Origin of the sequence: Aeromonas sp. ZOR0001, assembly GCF_000801015.1 — a bacterium.
GTDB classification, from domain to species: domain Bacteria; phylum Pseudomonadota; class Gammaproteobacteria; order Enterobacterales; family Aeromonadaceae; genus Aeromonas; species Aeromonas veronii.
The window spans coordinates 31,427-45,677 of sequence record NZ_JRJY01000001.1; the positions used below are offsets into that span (position 1 = coordinate 31,427).

Consider the following 14,251-nt stretch of genomic DNA (forward strand, 5'->3'; position numbering starts at 1 on the left):
AAGGGAATCAGGGGGCAGGGCGCAGCAGATCGCGATACTGTTCGGCAGTGAGGGCGAGCCAGAGACCGGAGGGCAGCTGAGCGCCATATTGGCCGCTGTTCTGATAGAGGCCGATCTCGACCGGATCGCTCTGGCCGGCAATCCACACCTTGATGGCCACCGGGGTGCCGCGCACCACCTCGCCGGGGGGCAGCAACCAGCTCTGCCAGCGCGCCAGACGGGCATCCAGCTGAGCCGTGTCGAGCCCCAGATCCGGCGCGCTGCGCCAGCCCTGACCAATCCGCTCAATCTGCCAGCTCGGCCCCTGCCAGGTGAGCACCACGGCCGCATCCGGCAACAAGGGGCGAGCCCGCTTGACGCTGTTCTCCTGCTGGGCAGTCTCCATACGATGCAACAGGGTGATCACGATCAGCACCACCACAATGATCACGTTATTCCAGCCTTTGCGGCTCAATTTGAACATGGCAAGCCTCCCTTTGAACCGGCAGTGTACTGAATTCGGCGCATAAAAAAACCCGGCACGAAGCCGGGTTTTTGGGAATGCAGCATCAAGTAATTACTTGATTTTGCCTTCCTTGTAGATCACATGCTGACGAACAACGGGATCAAACTTTTTGATCTCCATTTTTTCGGGCATGGTGCGCTTGTTTTTGGTAGTGGTATAGAAGTGACCAGTACCGGCGCTGGAGTTCAGGCGAATTTTCTCGCGAATACCTTTAGCCATGATCTAATTCCTTATACCTTAACACCGCTGGCGCGCAGTTCAGCCAGAACCACTTCAACGCCACGCTTGTCGATGATACGCATGCCTTTTGCGGATACGCGCAGGCTTACGAAGCGTTTTTCACTCTCAACCCAGAAACGGTGAGTGTGCAGGTTCGGCAGGAAACGACGCTTGGTGGCGTTGTTAGCGTGCGAACGGTTGTTACCAACTGCCGGGCGCTTGCCGGTTACTTGGCATACTCTAGACATGTCAGTCTCTCCAAATCTTACTTCATTGCTCGAGCAAATATCTGCCCCGCTGGCCTTCGATTGCGGGGCAAACAGAAGGCGGCATTTTATACAGCATCCGTGATCAAAGATCAACTAATACGGTGCCAGAGCACAGTTATAGCCAACCGCGCTCGGCAAAAGAAACCGTGATGCCATCACCGATCACCAAGTGATCCAGCACTCTGATATCGATCAGGGCCAAAGCGGCCGTGATCCGATCCGTGATCTGGCGGTCGGCCCTGCTGGGCTCGGCGACGCCGGACGGGTGATTATGCGCCAGAATCACCGCGGCTGCATTATGTTTGAGCGCGATCTGCACGATTTCTCTTGGCCAGACGCTCGCCGAATCGATTGTGCCGAAAAAAAGCTCAACAAATTGAATGACTCTGTGCTGATTGTCGAGCAGCAGCAGGGCAAACACCTCGCGCGGCCGATCCCGCAGCTGGGCCTGCAGATAGTCGCGGGTCAGCTGGGGCGAGGTGAGGGCATCGCCCCGTTGCAGCTGCTCGGCCAGATGGCGTCTGGCCATCTCCAGCACCGCCTGCAACTGGGCATATTTGGCCGGGCCAAGGCCGTGCGCCTCGCAGAATGCCCGCTGATCCGCGCCCAGCAAGCTGCGCAAAGAGCCGAATTGATTCAATAGATTACGTGAAAGATCCACTGCACTCAGGCCATTCACGCCGGTGCGCAAAAAGATGGCGAGCAGCTCGGCATCGGAGAGCACAGCAGGCCCCTGACGCAGCAGCTTCTCTCTGGGGCGTTCATCTTCCGGCCACTCTTTGATGCTCATTTGTCTCTCCCTCATCCCTGTTGAGAAAAAACATAGCAAAAAATTGCGCGCGCCCGACCACACCCCTTGATGCCAACCCCTGTCGTCATCCATTGCCTGTGGTATCTTAGCCGACCAGTCAGAATGAGCCGGATAGAGAAACAGCAGATGAGATTGGCCGATAAACGCATCCTGTTGGGTGTCAGTGGCGGGATCGCCGCCTACAAGAGTGCCGAGCTGGTACGCCGCCTGAAAGATCAGGGCGCCGAAGTGCGGGTGGTGATGACCCGCTCCGCCAAGGAGTTCATCACCCCGCTGACCCTGCAGGCGGTCTCCGGTCATCCGGTGGCCTACAGCCTGCTGGATCCCTCCGCCGAAGCGGGCATGGGCCATATCGAGCTGGCCAAGTGGGCCGATCTGGTGCTGATCGCCCCCGCCAGCGCCAACCTGATGGCGCGGATGGCTGCAGGCATGGCCGACGAACTGCTGACCACCCTCTGTCTGGCCACTCCGGCGCCCATCGCGCTGGCACCAGCAATGAACCAGCAGATGTATCTCAACGCGGCAACCCAGGCCAACCTCAAGACCCTGGCCAGCCGCGGCATTCTGCTGTGGGGGCCGGATGCCGGCAGCCAGGCCTGTGGCGATGTGGGCCCGGGGCGGATGCTGGACCCCCTCGAACTGGTGGATCGCTGCTGCCAGCAGCTGGCCGCCGAGCCCTTGCTGGCAGGCGTCAAGCTGCTGCTCACCGCAGGACCAACCCGCGAGGCACTGGATCCGGTGCGCTACATCAGCAACCACAGCTCCGGCAAGATGGGCTACGCCATCGCCCGAGCTGCCCGTGAAGCAGGCGCCGAAGTGACGCTGGTGAGCGGCCCGGTGACGCTGGCGACGCCTGCTGGAGTCACCCGCATCGATGTGGAGAGCGCCGAGCAGATGCATCAGGCGGTGATGAGCCGGGTCGGCGAGTGCGACCTCTTCATCGGCTGCGCGGCGGTGGCCGACTATCGCCCCGAGCAGGTCGCCAGCCAGAAGATCAAGAAAACCGGCGACAACGACCAGATGGTGGTGAAGCTGGTGAAAAACCCCGACATCATCGCGGCCGTTGGTTCCCGTTCAGACAAACCCTTCACCGTCGGATTTGCCGCCGAAACCGTGGATGTGGAACAATACGCCCTCGACAAGTTGCAGCGTAAGCGGCTGGACATGATCGCCGCCAACGATGTGTCCCGCGAGGGGCAGGGCTTCAACGCCGATGACAACGCCCTGACCGTGTTCTGGCAAGGGGGCCAGGCCCCGCTGCCGCTGGCCGACAAGCTGACGCTGGCCCGTCACCTGATCGCCCTGATTGCACGCCACTACCGGCACTGAGCGTCCCGAAAGAACAAGACTCACGGCGCCCCGCCTGCCAAGAGGGACGCCAATACAAGATCCAACTGAAAAAGCGATTCATGACTACACAAATTGAACTGAAGATTCTGGATGCCCGTATCGGTACCGAGTTCCCGCTGCCCGCCTACGCCACACCGGGCTCTGCCGGCATGGATCTGCGCGCACTGCTGGATGCACCGCTGACTCTGGCTCCGGGTGATACCACCCTGGTGCCGACCGGTCTGGCCATTCACATCCAGGATCCGGGTCTGTGTGCCACCATCCTGCCCCGCTCCGGCCTCGGCCATAAGCACGGCATCGTGCTGGGCAACCTGGTCGGTCTCATCGATTCCGATTACCAGGGTCAGCTGATGGTTTCGGTCTGGAACCGCGGCAAGGATGAGTTCACCATGCAACCCGGCGAGCGCATCGCCCAGCTGGTGATCATGCCGGTGGTTCAGGCCAGCTTCCAACTGGTCGATGAGTTCAATCAGAGCGAACGGGGTGAAGGCGGTTTTGGTTCTTCTGGTCGCCAATAACAGACCACACCAGCCCGATGGGCGGTGCCTAATAATAGAATCAAGCCATTGTTTTTTTTAGGGGAATCCATGGCAAGCAGTAATCAGAAACAGAGTCGGCGCGATCAGATCCTGCAGGCGCTCGCCCATATGCTGGAAACCAGTCCGGGTCAGCGCATCACCACGGCCCGTCTGGCGGCCGAGGTCGGCGTCTCTGAAGCAGCCCTCTATCGACATTTTCCCAGCAAGGCGCGGATGTTCGAGGGGCTGATCGACTTTATCGAGGATTCCCTGCTGTCACGGGTCAATCTGATCATGGCGGAAGAGAAGGACACCATGGCGCGCTGCCACCATATCCTGCAGCTGCTGCTGGTGTTCGCCGAGCGCAATCCCGGCATCACCCGCATCCTCAATGGCGACGCCCTGCTGGGTGAGCACGATCGGCTGCGGGATCGCATCAGCATCCTGTTCGACAAGCTGGAGACCCAGATCAAACAGGTGCTGCGCGAGAAGCGGCTGCGCGAGGGTCAAGGCTTCCAGCTCGACGAGACCATGCTGGCCAATCTGCTGCTGGCCTATACCGAGGGCCGCATCAGCCAGTTTGTCCGTTCCGAGTTCAAGCTCAAGCCCACCGCCGGCTTCGAGGATCAGTGGCAGTTTATCCGCAGCCAGCTGCTGCAAAGCTGAGCGGCAGCGCTTTTCACCGAGCATGAAGAAGGGAGGCCTTGGCCTCCCTTCTTTTTTGTGGCAGCTTTTTATGGCAGTAAAATAAGCACCAGATGCGACCCGGACTGTCGCGCTGCGATGTTAGATTCATGCGCCATAAACCTTTAGCACCCGAAAGGACATCCTATGGAACCCGAAATCATTACCGAAGCGCAGACCTGGCTGGTCAATAATCAGGGACTGCTGATCGAATACGGCGTCAATATCGCCGCCGCCCTGTTGACCCTGCTGGTCGGCTATATCGCTGCCAACCTCATCAGCGGTGGCGTGGTCAAGGTGATGCAGGCCCGCAAGCTGGACACCACAGTCACCCACTTCGTCGGCAGCATCCTCAAATACGCCATCCTGGTGTTCGTAGTGATCGCCGCGCTGGGCCGTGTCGGCGTGCAGACCGCCTCCTTCGTCGCCATTATCGGTGCCGCCGGTCTGGCCATCGGTCTGGCGCTGCAAGGCTCGCTCTCCAACTTCGCTGCCGGCTTCCTGCTGATTATCTTCCGCCCCATCAAGGCGGGCGAGTTTATCGAAGTGGCGGGCACCGCGGGTGTGGTGCAGTCCGTTCAGCTCTTTACCACCGCCCTCACCTCCGGTGACAACAAGATGGTGGTAGTCCCGAACTCCGCCATCCTCAACGGCACCATCGTCAACTACTCGCGTATGGATACCCGCCGCGTCGATATGACCTTTGGCATCGGCTACGGCTCTGACCTGCGCAAGGCCAAACAGATCCTCGAGCGTCTGGTAAGCGAAGAGCCGCGCATCCTGAAAGATCCGGCCGCTACCATCGCCGTTGCCGCGCTGGCCGACTCCTCGGTCAATATCGTGGTGCGCCCCTGGGTGAAAACCGCTGACTACTGGGGTGTCTGGTTCGACTTCCACGAGAATGTGAAACTGACCTTTGATGCCGAAGGCATCGAGATCCCCTTCCCGCAGATGGTGATGCACATGCAAAAACCGCAGGCGTGATCGCGGTTCTGCTGCAACAGACAATGCCAGCCTTCGGGCTGGCATTGTCGTTTCTGGCCCCAGCCCATGGCCATATCGATGCATAACCACGCCAACCGGATGAAAACAATTTCAGGCTATCGGGGTGGCCCCAATCATGAGCAAGCGCAAGATCCGCCTTGCTTTCGTGACACATAATCCCAATGTTCTGGTTGTATGCTCCCGGCAGTGACCCATTGCGGTAAAAGACAATCGGTAAAAATCTGTTACACGGGCCGCCCGATCGGCTCGCTATAATGCTCGGATAATAAGGTTTGGCGGGACCTTGCCTGCAAGGTTCAAACACAACTTGGCATTTCAGGAATCCTATGAAAAATATCAATCCAACCCAAACCCAGGCCTGGCAGGCACTGGAAGCCCACTTTGCAGCAAACAAAGAGACCCGACTCAAGGATCTGTTCGCGCAGGACCCGAAGCGCTTTGACAAGTTTTCCCTTACCTTCGGCGGCGACATCCTGGTTGATTACTCGAAGAACCTGATCACCGAAGAAACCCTCAAGTTGCTGGTTGATCTGGCCAAAGAGACCGATCTTCGCAGCTCGATCGATGCCATGTTCAATGGCGACAAGATCAACATGACCGAAGGCCGCTCCGTACTGCACGTGGCCCTGCGCAACCGCTCCGACCGCCCCATCGAGTGCGACGGCAAAGACGTGATGCCGGAAGTGAACGCCGTACTGGCCAAGATGAAAGGCTTCTGCGAGAAAATCATCTCCGGCGAGTGGAAAGGCTACACCGGTAAAGCGATCCAGCACGTGGTCAATATCGGTATCGGTGGCTCAGATCTGGGCCCGGTAATGATCACCGAGGCACTGCGTCCCTACAAAAACCACCTGCAGATGCACTTCGTCTCCAACGTCGATGGCACCCACATCGCCGAGACCCTGAAGAAGATCGATCCGGAAACCACACTGTTCCTGGTGGCCTCCAAGACCTTCACCACCCAGGAGACCATGACCAACGCCCTGACCGCCCGCGACTGGTTCATCAACATCGCCGGTGACAAGGCCCACGTTGCCAAGCACTTCGCTGCCCTCTCCACCAACGGCAAGGCCGTGGCCGAGTTCGGCATCGACACCAACAACATGTTCGAGTTCTGGGACTGGGTTGGCGGCCGCTACTCCTCCTGGTCTGCCATCGGCATGCCCATCGCCCTGTCTGTCGGTTTCGAGAACTTCGAAGCCCTGCTGCAAGGCGCTTTCGAGATGGACATGCACTTCGCTACTGCCTCCTATGAGCAGAACGTGCCGGTACTGCTGGCGCTGATCGGCCTGTGGTACAACAACTTCTACGGTGCCGAGTCCGAAGCCATTCTGCCGTACGACCAGTATATGCACCGCTTCCCTGCCTACTTCCAGCAGGGCAACATGGAGTCCAACGGCAAGTACGTGGATCGTAACGGCAAGCCGGTTGACTACCAGACTGGCCCCATCATCTGGGGTGAGCCGGGCACCAACGGCCAGCACGCTTTCTACCAGCTGATCCATCAGGGCACCAAGCTGATCCCCTGTGACTTCCTGGCGCCGGCCATCAGCCACAACCCGATCGGTGACCACCACCCGAAACTGCTGGCCAACTTCTTCGCCCAGACCGAGGCACTGGCCTTCGGCAAGAGCAAGGAAGAGGTCGAAGCCGAGTTCTTGGCTGCTGGCAAAACCCTGGAGCAGGTCAAGGATCTGGTGCCGTTCAAGGTGTTCGAAGGCAACCGCCCGACCAACTCCATCCTGTTCAAGAGCCTGACCCCGAAAACCCTGGGTGCCCTGATCGCCATGTACGAACACAAGATCTTCGTGCAGGGCGCAATCTGGAACATCTTCAGCTTCGACCAGTGGGGCGTGGAGCTGGGCAAACAGCTGGCCAACAAGATCCTGCCGGAGCTGGGCAACAACGAGGCTGTCACCAGCCACGACTGCTCCACCAACGGTCTGATCAACACCTGGAAAGCGTGGAAAGCCTGATTTATCCGGCCTTTCTGAATGCAAAAGCCCCGCTCGATGAGCGGGGCTTTTTTATTTATGGCTGTCGGGCTGGGTTTTCTGGCGGGCCGGTCGGGTGTCCAGTCCGACCGGCGACGGGGATCGTCATCCCCGCCCCTTCATCATCCAGCCCGATGCTTGCTTAACCGCCAACGGCGATGCGTTTCATGTCCTTCATGTAGCCACGCAGTACCTGGCCGATTTTTTCGATCGGGTGGTTGCGGGTCGCTTCGTTGGCCGCCAGCAGCGCCAGGTTGTCGACGCTCTGCCCTTCCGCCTTGCTGGCACCCAGATCGCCCGCTTTCAGGGTCGGCATGAAGTGCTCGCGCAGCAAGGGCACGGCAGCGTTGGCGAACAGGTAGTTACCGTACTCAGCGGTGTCGGAAATAACCACGTTCATCTCGTACAGGCGCTTGCGGGCAACGGTGTTGGCGATCAACGGCAACTCGTGCAGGGATTCGTAGTAGGCAGACTCCTCGTAGATACCGGAAGCCACCATGGTCTCGAACGCCAGCTCGACACCCGCCTTGACCATGGCCACCATCACCACGCCATTGTCAAAGTACTCCTGCTCGGCAATCTTGCCAGCGAACGCCGGGGCGTTTTCGAAGGCGGACTTGCCGGTCTCTTCACGCCAGGTGAACAGTTTGACGTCATCTTCGGCCCAGTCGGCCATCATGCCGCGGGAGAACTCACCGGCAATGATGTCATCCATGTGCTTCTCGAACAGCGGGCGCATCAGGGTCTTGAGCTGCTCGGAGAGCTCGAAGGCGCGCAGCTTGGCCGGGTTGGAGAGGCGATCCATCATCAGGCTGATGCCACCCTGTTTCAGGGCTTCGGTGATGGTCTCCCAGCCGAACTGGATCAGCTTGCCGGCGTAGGCCGGGTCTGTGCCTTCGGCAACCAGCTTGTCGTAGCAGAGCAGGGAACCGGCCTGCAGCATGCCGCAGAGGATGGTCTGCTCGCCCATCAGGTCGGATTTCACTTCCGCCACGAAGGAGGATTCCAGCACCCCGGCACGGTCGCCGCCGGTGGCAGAGGCCCACGCCTTGGCGATGGCCATGCCTTCACCTTTCGGGTCATTTTCCGGGTGAACGGCGATCAGGGTCGGTACACCAAAGCCACGCTTGTACTCTTCACGCACTTCGGTACCCGGGCACTTGGGCGCCACCATCACGACCGTGATGTCAGAACGGATCTGCTGACCCTCTTCCACCACGTTGAAGCCGTGGGAGTAGCCCAGCGCGGCGCCTTGCTTCATCAGCGGCATCACGGTCTTCACCACGTCGGAGTGCTGCTTGTCCGGAGTCAGGTTCAGCACCAGATCGGCGGTCGGGATCAGCTCTTCATAGGTGCCGACCGCGAAGCCGTTGTCGGTGGCTTTCTGCCAGGAGGCGCGCTTCTCGGTGATGGCGGCCTTGCGCAGGGCGTAGGAGATATCCAGCCCGGAGTCGCGCATGTTCAGACCCTGGTTCAGACCCTGGGCACCACAGCCCACAATCACCACCTTCTTGCCCTTCAGCACGTTGCAGCCGTCCGCGAACTCTTCGCGCTGCATGAAACGACACTTGCCCAGTTGGGCCAACTGCTGACGCAGGTTCAAGGTGTTGAAATAGTTAGCCATGGTGATTGCTCCGTTCGATTGATTCCATGCCGGATAGCGGCGTTGTCTGAACCACTATAGCGCGGGACACTTATTGCCTGAACTGATATATTCGAAATAGTACGTTGCAATAACTGAAACGATCACCCTTCATAATTGCCTGCTGAATGTACCGCGAGATGGCAGAAACAAGCCGCCAACCGCTGGATATCGGGCACACAAGCCGCGCCAGGAGCTGAAAGATGGACCTTCGCAATCTCGAGCTGTTTCTCCACCTCGCCGACTCCCTTCATTTCGGCAAAAGCGCCGATGCCATGGCGGTCAGCCCTTCCACCCTGAGCCGCGCCATCCAGCGGCTGGAGCAGGAGACAGGCTGCATCCTGTTCGAGCGGGACAACCGCTCGGTACGGCTCACCCCCGCCGGCGAGAAGCTGCGCGAATTCGGCGGCGGCCTGTTGCAGGAGTGGCGTCAGCTCAAGCAGGAGCTCAAACGCAGCGATGAACCGCTGCAGGGGCGTCTGCGAGTCTTCTGCTCGGTCACCGCCAGTTACTTTCTGCTGCCCGAGGTACTGGAACGCTTTCGCCGCCGCTACCCCCAGCTGGAGATCAAGCTGGAGACCGGCGACCCGGCGCTGGCGGTGGACAAAATCCTGGCCGACGAGGCCGATCTCGCCATCGCCGCCCGTCCCGATGCCCTGCCCGCCAAGCTGGAGTTCGCCAGCCTTCAACTGGTACCGCTGGTCTTTATCGCGCCGCGCAACGCCCCGCAACTGAACCAGTGGTTCCGTCAGGGGGAGCCGGATTGGGAGCAACTGCCAGTCATCCTCTCCGAGCAGGGCTTGGCCCGCAAACGCAGCGATCAGTGGTTTCGCAACAAGGGAATAGCCCCCAACATCTACGCCGAAGTGGCGGGTAACGAGGGGATCGTCGCCATGGTGGCGCTCGGCTGTGGCGTGGGACTGGTGCCGGCGGCGGTGATCGACCACAGCCCGCTCGGCGACAAGGTGCGGATCATCGACCTCAAACCCGCCTTCAAGCCATTTGATGTGGGGATCGGGGTGCTCAAGAAGCGGCTGGAAGAACCGCTGATCCGCGCCTTCTGGGATACCGCGCAGAATCAGGGCTCACTGCGCTGACACCGGTTTATAGATAAGGGCCGGATCGGCCATCATCATACGGCTGGGCAGCGGCAAGTCGGGGTTGTGCAGCTCGAGGCGCACCCGCTCATCCAGTTTCAGCCGCCGAATGGTGCTGCCAAATCCCTCTTCAAAGACCCGGTCAAAAGCACCAGACTGCCGCGCCCGCAGCAGGCCGAGCTCGATGCGCTGCGCCAGCTCCGGATATTTTGGCGAGACGAAAAACAGCAGCGCCAGCGGATAGCGAAACACCAGACGGGGCTCGATGGCGAGATCCGGATGCTGCCTGAGCTCATCCTCGATCTCGATGACCGAACGCAGGAAGCAGTCAAAGCGCTTCTTGCGCAGCATGTTGAAGAGCGCCTCATAAAGATTGCCCACCGTCACCTTGAGGCCGTTAGCCCGCAGCAACTGGGTGTCTGGCCAGGATCTATGCTGACCGATGGAGAGCCCGGCGCGATGCCAGTCCGCCAACGATCCGATCGCGGCAAAACGCCCCTCATCCCCCTGCCGGACCAGACACACCCGCCACCCTAGCAGCCCCTTGGCCAGCGGAATGTGGATTGCCAGCAACTCCCGCTCTCGCGCACCATCGGGGGCAAAAACACCGACCTGAACCAGCTCGCCGCTGCGCAGCTCCTTCACCGCCCGCCCCTGCTCCATCTGCGGGCTGGAGACCAGCTGGTAGGGGCCATATTCGGGCACGGTGAGATCGAGGGAGAGGCGCAGCAACTGGACGACGGCGGGGTTGGGATGATCCAGCAGCAGATTCCAGGCGCGGATAGGCTGCTCGGCTGCCGATACGCCAACCGTCCACAGTGCCATGCACCACCACCAGACTCTGATCATCCCGTGCACCATCCGTGCCTCGTGCTCCTCGCCATACTATAACGCCCGCCAGTACCTCAACGGCGCCCTCTCTGAAAGATGTGTGAGCGCTCTCGTGTCAAATCTCGTGTCAAAAGTGACAATAGGCAAACCCGGCAGGTCATCGCAGACTGGGCGTTCATCAACAAACGCCAAGGCGCAGGGAGGAGAGCCATGAAACAGCATCTGGTAGAGATCAAGGGTTCAACCCTGTTTGACGAGTATCTGCAGAGCATGGGCGTGCCCAGTACGGCTCTCGATCGGGAGCAGGATATCTATCTGCAGGAACGCCACCTGGGAGCCATTCGCCGGGTGCAGGGCGAACTGCGCTTTTATCTGCGTGCCAATGCCCTCAACAAACGGTGATCAGGATCCGGTCACAGAACCCGCAGCAAAGGCGTATTAGACTGGTATCTTCCCCCTTTTGTCGGGAGTGCCCATGAAAGCAAGCGGTCTGGATCGGCTGTTCAAACCCCACTCAATCGCCGTGATCGGCGCCTCGACCGACCCGCTCAAGGCGGGTCATGTGATCGTGCGCCACCTGCTGGCGGGCCAGTTCAAAGGGCCCATCCTCCCTGTCACCCCGCGCAACAAGTCCATCGCCGGCGTGCTGGCCTATCCCGATATTGCCAGCCTGCCGCTAACCCCGGATCTCGCCATCATCTGCACCAGGCGGGAGCGGGTCTTGCCGTTGCTGGAAGCGCTTGGCCAGAAGGGGGCGGGGGCGGCCATCATACTGGCCGCCGACTTTTCCCCCGAGGAGCGACTGGAGCTGAAACGGGTCTGCCAGCAATATGACATTCGCCTGCTCGGCCCCAACAGCATGGGGATGCTGCTGCCCGGCCAAGGGATCAACGCCAGCTTTTCACCCATTGCTGCCAAGCCGGGGCAGGTCGCCTTTCTCTCGCAATCCGCCGCCGTCAGCACCACCATTCTGGATTGGGCCAAGCAGCATGAACTGGGCTTCTCCGCCTTCATCTCCCTTGGCGATCACTGCGACATCGACTTCGGCCAGCTGCTGGATCAGCTCTCCCGCGACAGCGTCACCCGCGCCATTTTGATCTACATGGACAAGTTGCACGACGCCCGCCACTTTCTCTCGGCAGCGCGGGCAGCCTCGCGCAACAAGCCGATCCTGGTACTGAAAAGCGGGCGCCACGATCCGGCCCACGGTCTCGACAATGTCTATGATGCCGCCATCCGTCGCGCCGGCATGTTGCGGGTACGGGATACCCACGAACTGTTTGCCGCGGTAGAAACCTTGAGCCACTCCATGACCCTCAAGGGAGAGCGGCTCGCCATCATCTCCAACGGCCGCGGGCTGGCCAATATGGCGGTGGATGTGCTGCTGGAGCGGGGCGGCAAGCTGGCTCGCCCGCCGCTCGACATCGGCAGCGATGCGACCATCACCACCTATCAGGAGGCACTGGACAGCGTGTTGCAGGAAGATGGCATCGACGCCATCCTGATCATCCACGCCCCCTCGCTCACGGCACCGAGCGCGCCGCTGGCAAGCCATCTTATCGCCCATCTGAAGCAGCATCCCAGAGCGCGCCGTTTCAATATCCTCACCAACTGGGCGGGCGAGTACTCGGCGCAGGAGGGGCGCAAGCTCTTTACCGAGGCGGGCTTCCCGACCTACCGCACACCGGAAAGCGCCATGGCCGCCTTCATGCACATGGTGGAATACCGCCGCAACCAGAAGCAGTTGATGGAAACCCCGGCATCCCTGCATGGCAACCAGCTCAATGGCGAGCTGTGCCAGCAGCTGATCCGCCAAGCGCAGGAGCGCAAACAGCTAAGATTGGATACCCATCTGGTGCACCCGATTTTGCAAGCCGCAGGTCTCTCGACCCTGCCAACCTGGATCGTCACCGACGCCATCGAGGCAACCCTCACCGCCGAGCAGATCGGCTACCCGGTGGCGGTAAAACTGCGCTCGCCCGATATCCTGCACAAGTCTGCCGTACACGGAGTGGTACTCAATCTGCGCACCTCGGCCGAAGTGGCACAAGCTGCAGATGCCATTCTGGACAGGGTCAAACAGCATGATCCGGGCGCCCGTATCGAAGGCTTGCTGGTGCAGCGGATGGCTCGCCGCAGCGGCGGCCTCGAGCTGCGGGTACGGATCCAGCAAGACGCCATCTTTGGCCCCGTCATTCTGCTGGGTGAGTCGGGTGCGGAACCGCAGGAGATGGTTGCAGCGCTACCGCCACTCAATCAGGCGCTGGCCCGTTACCAGATCATCGGCGCCCTCAAGAGCCGCAAGATCCGCGAACAGGCCACGCCGGAGCGACTGGATATCGATGCCCTCGGTCAGGTGCTCTGCCAGCTCTCCGAGCTATTGCTCGCCTTTCCTGAGATTCAGGAACTGGACCTGCACCCGCTGCAGGCGTGCGGTGCCGAAATGGTGGTGCTGGATGCCAGCCTCATGCTGGCTGACCCCACCATCCCGACCAGAAACCGACTGGCGATCCGTCCCTATCCTACCGAACTGGAGGAGGGTGCCTGGCTTAAGGATCAGCGCCATATCCTGCTGCGCCCGATCCGGCCGGAAGATGAACCGGCTCACAAGCAGTTCGTTCTGCAGGTCTCCGATGAAGACAGGTACAAACGCTTCTTTGCCGATGTAGGCGAGCTGGGCCATGAAGAGCTGGCTCGCATGACCCAGATCGATTACGACCGGGAGATGGCCTTCGTGGCTGTGGGGCAAGATGGCGAGCTGCAGGATCAAATCCTCGGCGTGGTACGCGCTATCTCGACCCCGGACCTGAGCGATGCCGAGTTTGCCATTCTGGTGCGATCTGACCTGAAAGGGGTGGGTCTCGGCAAATTGATGATGGAGAAGATCATCCGCTACGCCAAAGAGCAAGGGATTGGCCAGCTATCCGGCATGACCATGCCCAGCAATCGCGGCATGGTCAACCTCGCCAAACGGCTTGGCTTCAAGATCGATGTGCAAATGGAAGAGGGGGTGGTCAATATGGAACTGCTCTGTAGCCAGCAAGCGACAGAAGCCTGATTTGACCACCTGCAGAGTCGTTCAAATTGCTGTGAATGAAACGGATAGGGCTAGGATATAGCCCGAAAATGGTGGAAATAACTGGCTATCTGGCACTCTTACTTGGCAGAGAAAAGCCAGATATTGGTGGTTTAAGGCGCTAAAAATACAAAAACCCGGTCGTGAGACTGGGCTTTGGTGTTCGTTCTGGTATGCAAATCTGTGGGTCTTATGGACAAACCGCCCATAGCAAAAAGGCCTTCCCAATCGGGAAGGCCTTCAAATTAGT

The 14,251-nt window shown here is 60.0% G+C and carries 14 protein-coding genes; 8 read left to right on the top strand and 6 right to left on the bottom strand.

From position 1 onward, the window contains the following. Window positions 1-7 precede the first annotated feature (7 nt). The 4 genes from L972_RS00160 to radC form a co-directional block, all read right to left on the bottom strand. The gene (locus tag L972_RS00160) at window positions 8-463 is read right to left on the bottom strand and encodes a hypothetical protein (protein WP_047434131.1); all 456 of its coding nucleotides are present in this window, start codon (window positions 461-463) and stop codon (window positions 8-10) included. A gap of 93 nt (window positions 464-556) precedes the next feature. Next, the gene (gene rpmG / locus L972_RS00165; protein WP_005307500.1) at window positions 557-724 is read right to left on the bottom strand and encodes a 50S ribosomal protein L33; all 168 of its coding nucleotides are present in this window, start codon (window positions 722-724) and stop codon (window positions 557-559) included. Between the two features lie 11 nt (window positions 725-735). Beyond that, window positions 736-972, bottom strand: a complete 237-nt coding sequence (gene rpmB, locus L972_RS00170; RefSeq protein ID WP_005307492.1) for a 50S ribosomal protein L28 — start codon at window positions 970-972, stop codon at window positions 736-738. Window positions 973-1,108: 136 nt separating this feature from the next. Beyond that, the gene (gene radC / locus L972_RS00175; protein ID WP_047434157.1) at window positions 1,109-1,783 is read right to left on the bottom strand and encodes a RadC family protein; all 675 of its coding nucleotides are present in this window, start codon (window positions 1,781-1,783) and stop codon (window positions 1,109-1,111) included. Between the two features lie 147 nt (window positions 1,784-1,930). On the opposite strand from radC, the gene coaBC reads away from it, so the two are divergent. The 5 genes from coaBC (at window position 1,931) to pgi (ending at window position 7,337) form a co-directional block, all read left to right on the top strand. Next, window positions 1,931-3,133 (top strand): bifunctional phosphopantothenoylcysteine decarboxylase/phosphopantothenate--cysteine ligase CoaBC, encoded by a 1,203-nt coding sequence (gene coaBC / locus L972_RS00180; protein ID WP_047434161.1) that lies wholly within the window; start codon window positions 1,931-1,933, stop codon window positions 3,131-3,133. An 80-nt stretch (window positions 3,134-3,213) separates the two neighbouring features. Further along, a complete protein-coding gene (gene dut / locus L972_RS00185; protein ID WP_005355985.1) occupies window positions 3,214-3,672 on the top strand; it encodes a dUTP diphosphatase in 459 nt (152 codons plus the stop codon). Window positions 3,673-3,741: 69 nt separating this feature from the next. After that, window positions 3,742-4,338, top strand: a complete 597-nt coding sequence (gene slmA / locus L972_RS00190; protein ID WP_005339495.1) for a nucleoid occlusion factor SlmA — start codon at window positions 3,742-3,744, stop codon at window positions 4,336-4,338. A gap of 165 nt (window positions 4,339-4,503) precedes the next feature. Beyond that, window positions 4,504-5,340 carry a mechanosensitive ion channel domain-containing protein gene (locus L972_RS00195; RefSeq protein WP_047434165.1) on the top strand — a complete coding sequence of 279 codons (837 nt, stop codon included), beginning with the start codon at window positions 4,504-4,506 and terminating at the stop codon, window positions 5,338-5,340. Window positions 5,341-5,687: 347 nt separating this feature from the next. Then, window positions 5,688-7,337 carry a glucose-6-phosphate isomerase gene (pgi, locus tag L972_RS00200; protein WP_047434168.1) on the top strand — a complete coding sequence of 550 codons (1,650 nt, stop codon included), beginning with the start codon at window positions 5,688-5,690 and terminating at the stop codon, window positions 7,335-7,337. Between the two features lie 160 nt (window positions 7,338-7,497). On the opposite strand, the gene ilvC is transcribed toward pgi, so the two are convergent. Beyond that, window positions 7,498-8,979: a ketol-acid reductoisomerase gene (gene ilvC / locus L972_RS00205; protein ID WP_005355979.1), complete on the bottom strand. Its 1,482-nt coding sequence runs from the start codon at window positions 8,977-8,979 to the stop codon at window positions 7,498-7,500. Between the two features lie 221 nt (window positions 8,980-9,200). Here ilvC and ilvY point away from each other — a divergent pair, with 221 nt between their 5' ends. After that, entirely contained in the window at window positions 9,201-10,094 is an 894-nt protein-coding gene (gene ilvY / locus L972_RS00210; protein WP_005342097.1) for an HTH-type transcriptional activator IlvY, read from the top strand. Here ilvY and L972_RS00215 read toward each other — a convergent pair. Further along, window positions 10,083-10,943: an ABC transporter substrate-binding protein gene (locus L972_RS00215; RefSeq protein ID WP_047434183.1), complete on the bottom strand. Its 861-nt coding sequence runs from the start codon at window positions 10,941-10,943 to the stop codon at window positions 10,083-10,085. The two genes, ilvY and L972_RS00215, sit on opposite strands and share 12 nt — an antisense overlap. A 192-nt stretch (window positions 10,944-11,135) precedes the next feature. Here L972_RS00215 and L972_RS00220 point away from each other — a divergent pair, with 192 nt between their 5' ends. Next, window positions 11,136-11,327, top strand: a complete 192-nt coding sequence (locus L972_RS00220) for a hypothetical protein (protein ID WP_005339486.1) — start codon at window positions 11,136-11,138, stop codon at window positions 11,325-11,327. A gap of 73 nt (window positions 11,328-11,400) precedes the next feature. After that, window positions 11,401-13,983: a bifunctional acetate--CoA ligase family protein/GNAT family N-acetyltransferase gene (locus L972_RS00225; RefSeq protein ID WP_047434176.1), complete on the top strand. Its 2,583-nt coding sequence runs from the start codon at window positions 11,401-11,403 to the stop codon at window positions 13,981-13,983. The last annotated feature ends 268 nt before the right edge of the window (window positions 13,984-14,251 follow it).

Coding starts and splice junctions, on each gene's coding strand:
- L972_RS00160 (WP_047434131.1), bottom strand. CDS start 463: ATGTTCAAATTGAGCCGCAAAGGCTGGAATAACGTGATCATTGTGGTG.
- rpmG (WP_005307500.1), bottom strand. CDS start 724: ATGGCTAAAGGTATTCGCGAGAAAATTCGCCTGAACTCCAGCGCCGGT.
- rpmB (WP_005307492.1), bottom strand. CDS start 972: ATGTCTAGAGTATGCCAAGTAACCGGCAAGCGCCCGGCAGTTGGTAAC.
- radC (WP_047434157.1), bottom strand. CDS start 1,783: ATGAGCATCAAAGAGTGGCCGGAAGATGAACGCCCCAGAGAGAAGCTG.
- coaBC (WP_047434161.1), top strand. CDS start 1,931: ATGAGATTGGCCGATAAACGCATCCTGTTGGGTGTCAGTGGCGGGATC.
- dut (WP_005355985.1), top strand. CDS start 3,214: ATGACTACACAAATTGAACTGAAGATTCTGGATGCCCGTATCGGTACC.
- slmA (WP_005339495.1), top strand. CDS start 3,742: ATGGCAAGCAGTAATCAGAAACAGAGTCGGCGCGATCAGATCCTGCAG.
- L972_RS00195 (WP_047434165.1), top strand. CDS start 4,504: ATGGAACCCGAAATCATTACCGAAGCGCAGACCTGGCTGGTCAATAAT.
- pgi (WP_047434168.1), top strand. CDS start 5,688: ATGAAAAATATCAATCCAACCCAAACCCAGGCCTGGCAGGCACTGGAA.
- ilvC (WP_005355979.1), bottom strand. CDS start 8,979: ATGGCTAACTATTTCAACACCTTGAACCTGCGTCAGCAGTTGGCCCAA.
- ilvY (WP_005342097.1), top strand. CDS start 9,201: ATGGACCTTCGCAATCTCGAGCTGTTTCTCCACCTCGCCGACTCCCTT.
- L972_RS00215 (WP_047434183.1), bottom strand. CDS start 10,943: ATGATCAGAGTCTGGTGGTGGTGCATGGCACTGTGGACGGTTGGCGTA.
- L972_RS00220 (WP_005339486.1), top strand. CDS start 11,136: ATGAAACAGCATCTGGTAGAGATCAAGGGTTCAACCCTGTTTGACGAG.
- L972_RS00225 (WP_047434176.1), top strand. CDS start 11,401: ATGAAAGCAAGCGGTCTGGATCGGCTGTTCAAACCCCACTCAATCGCC.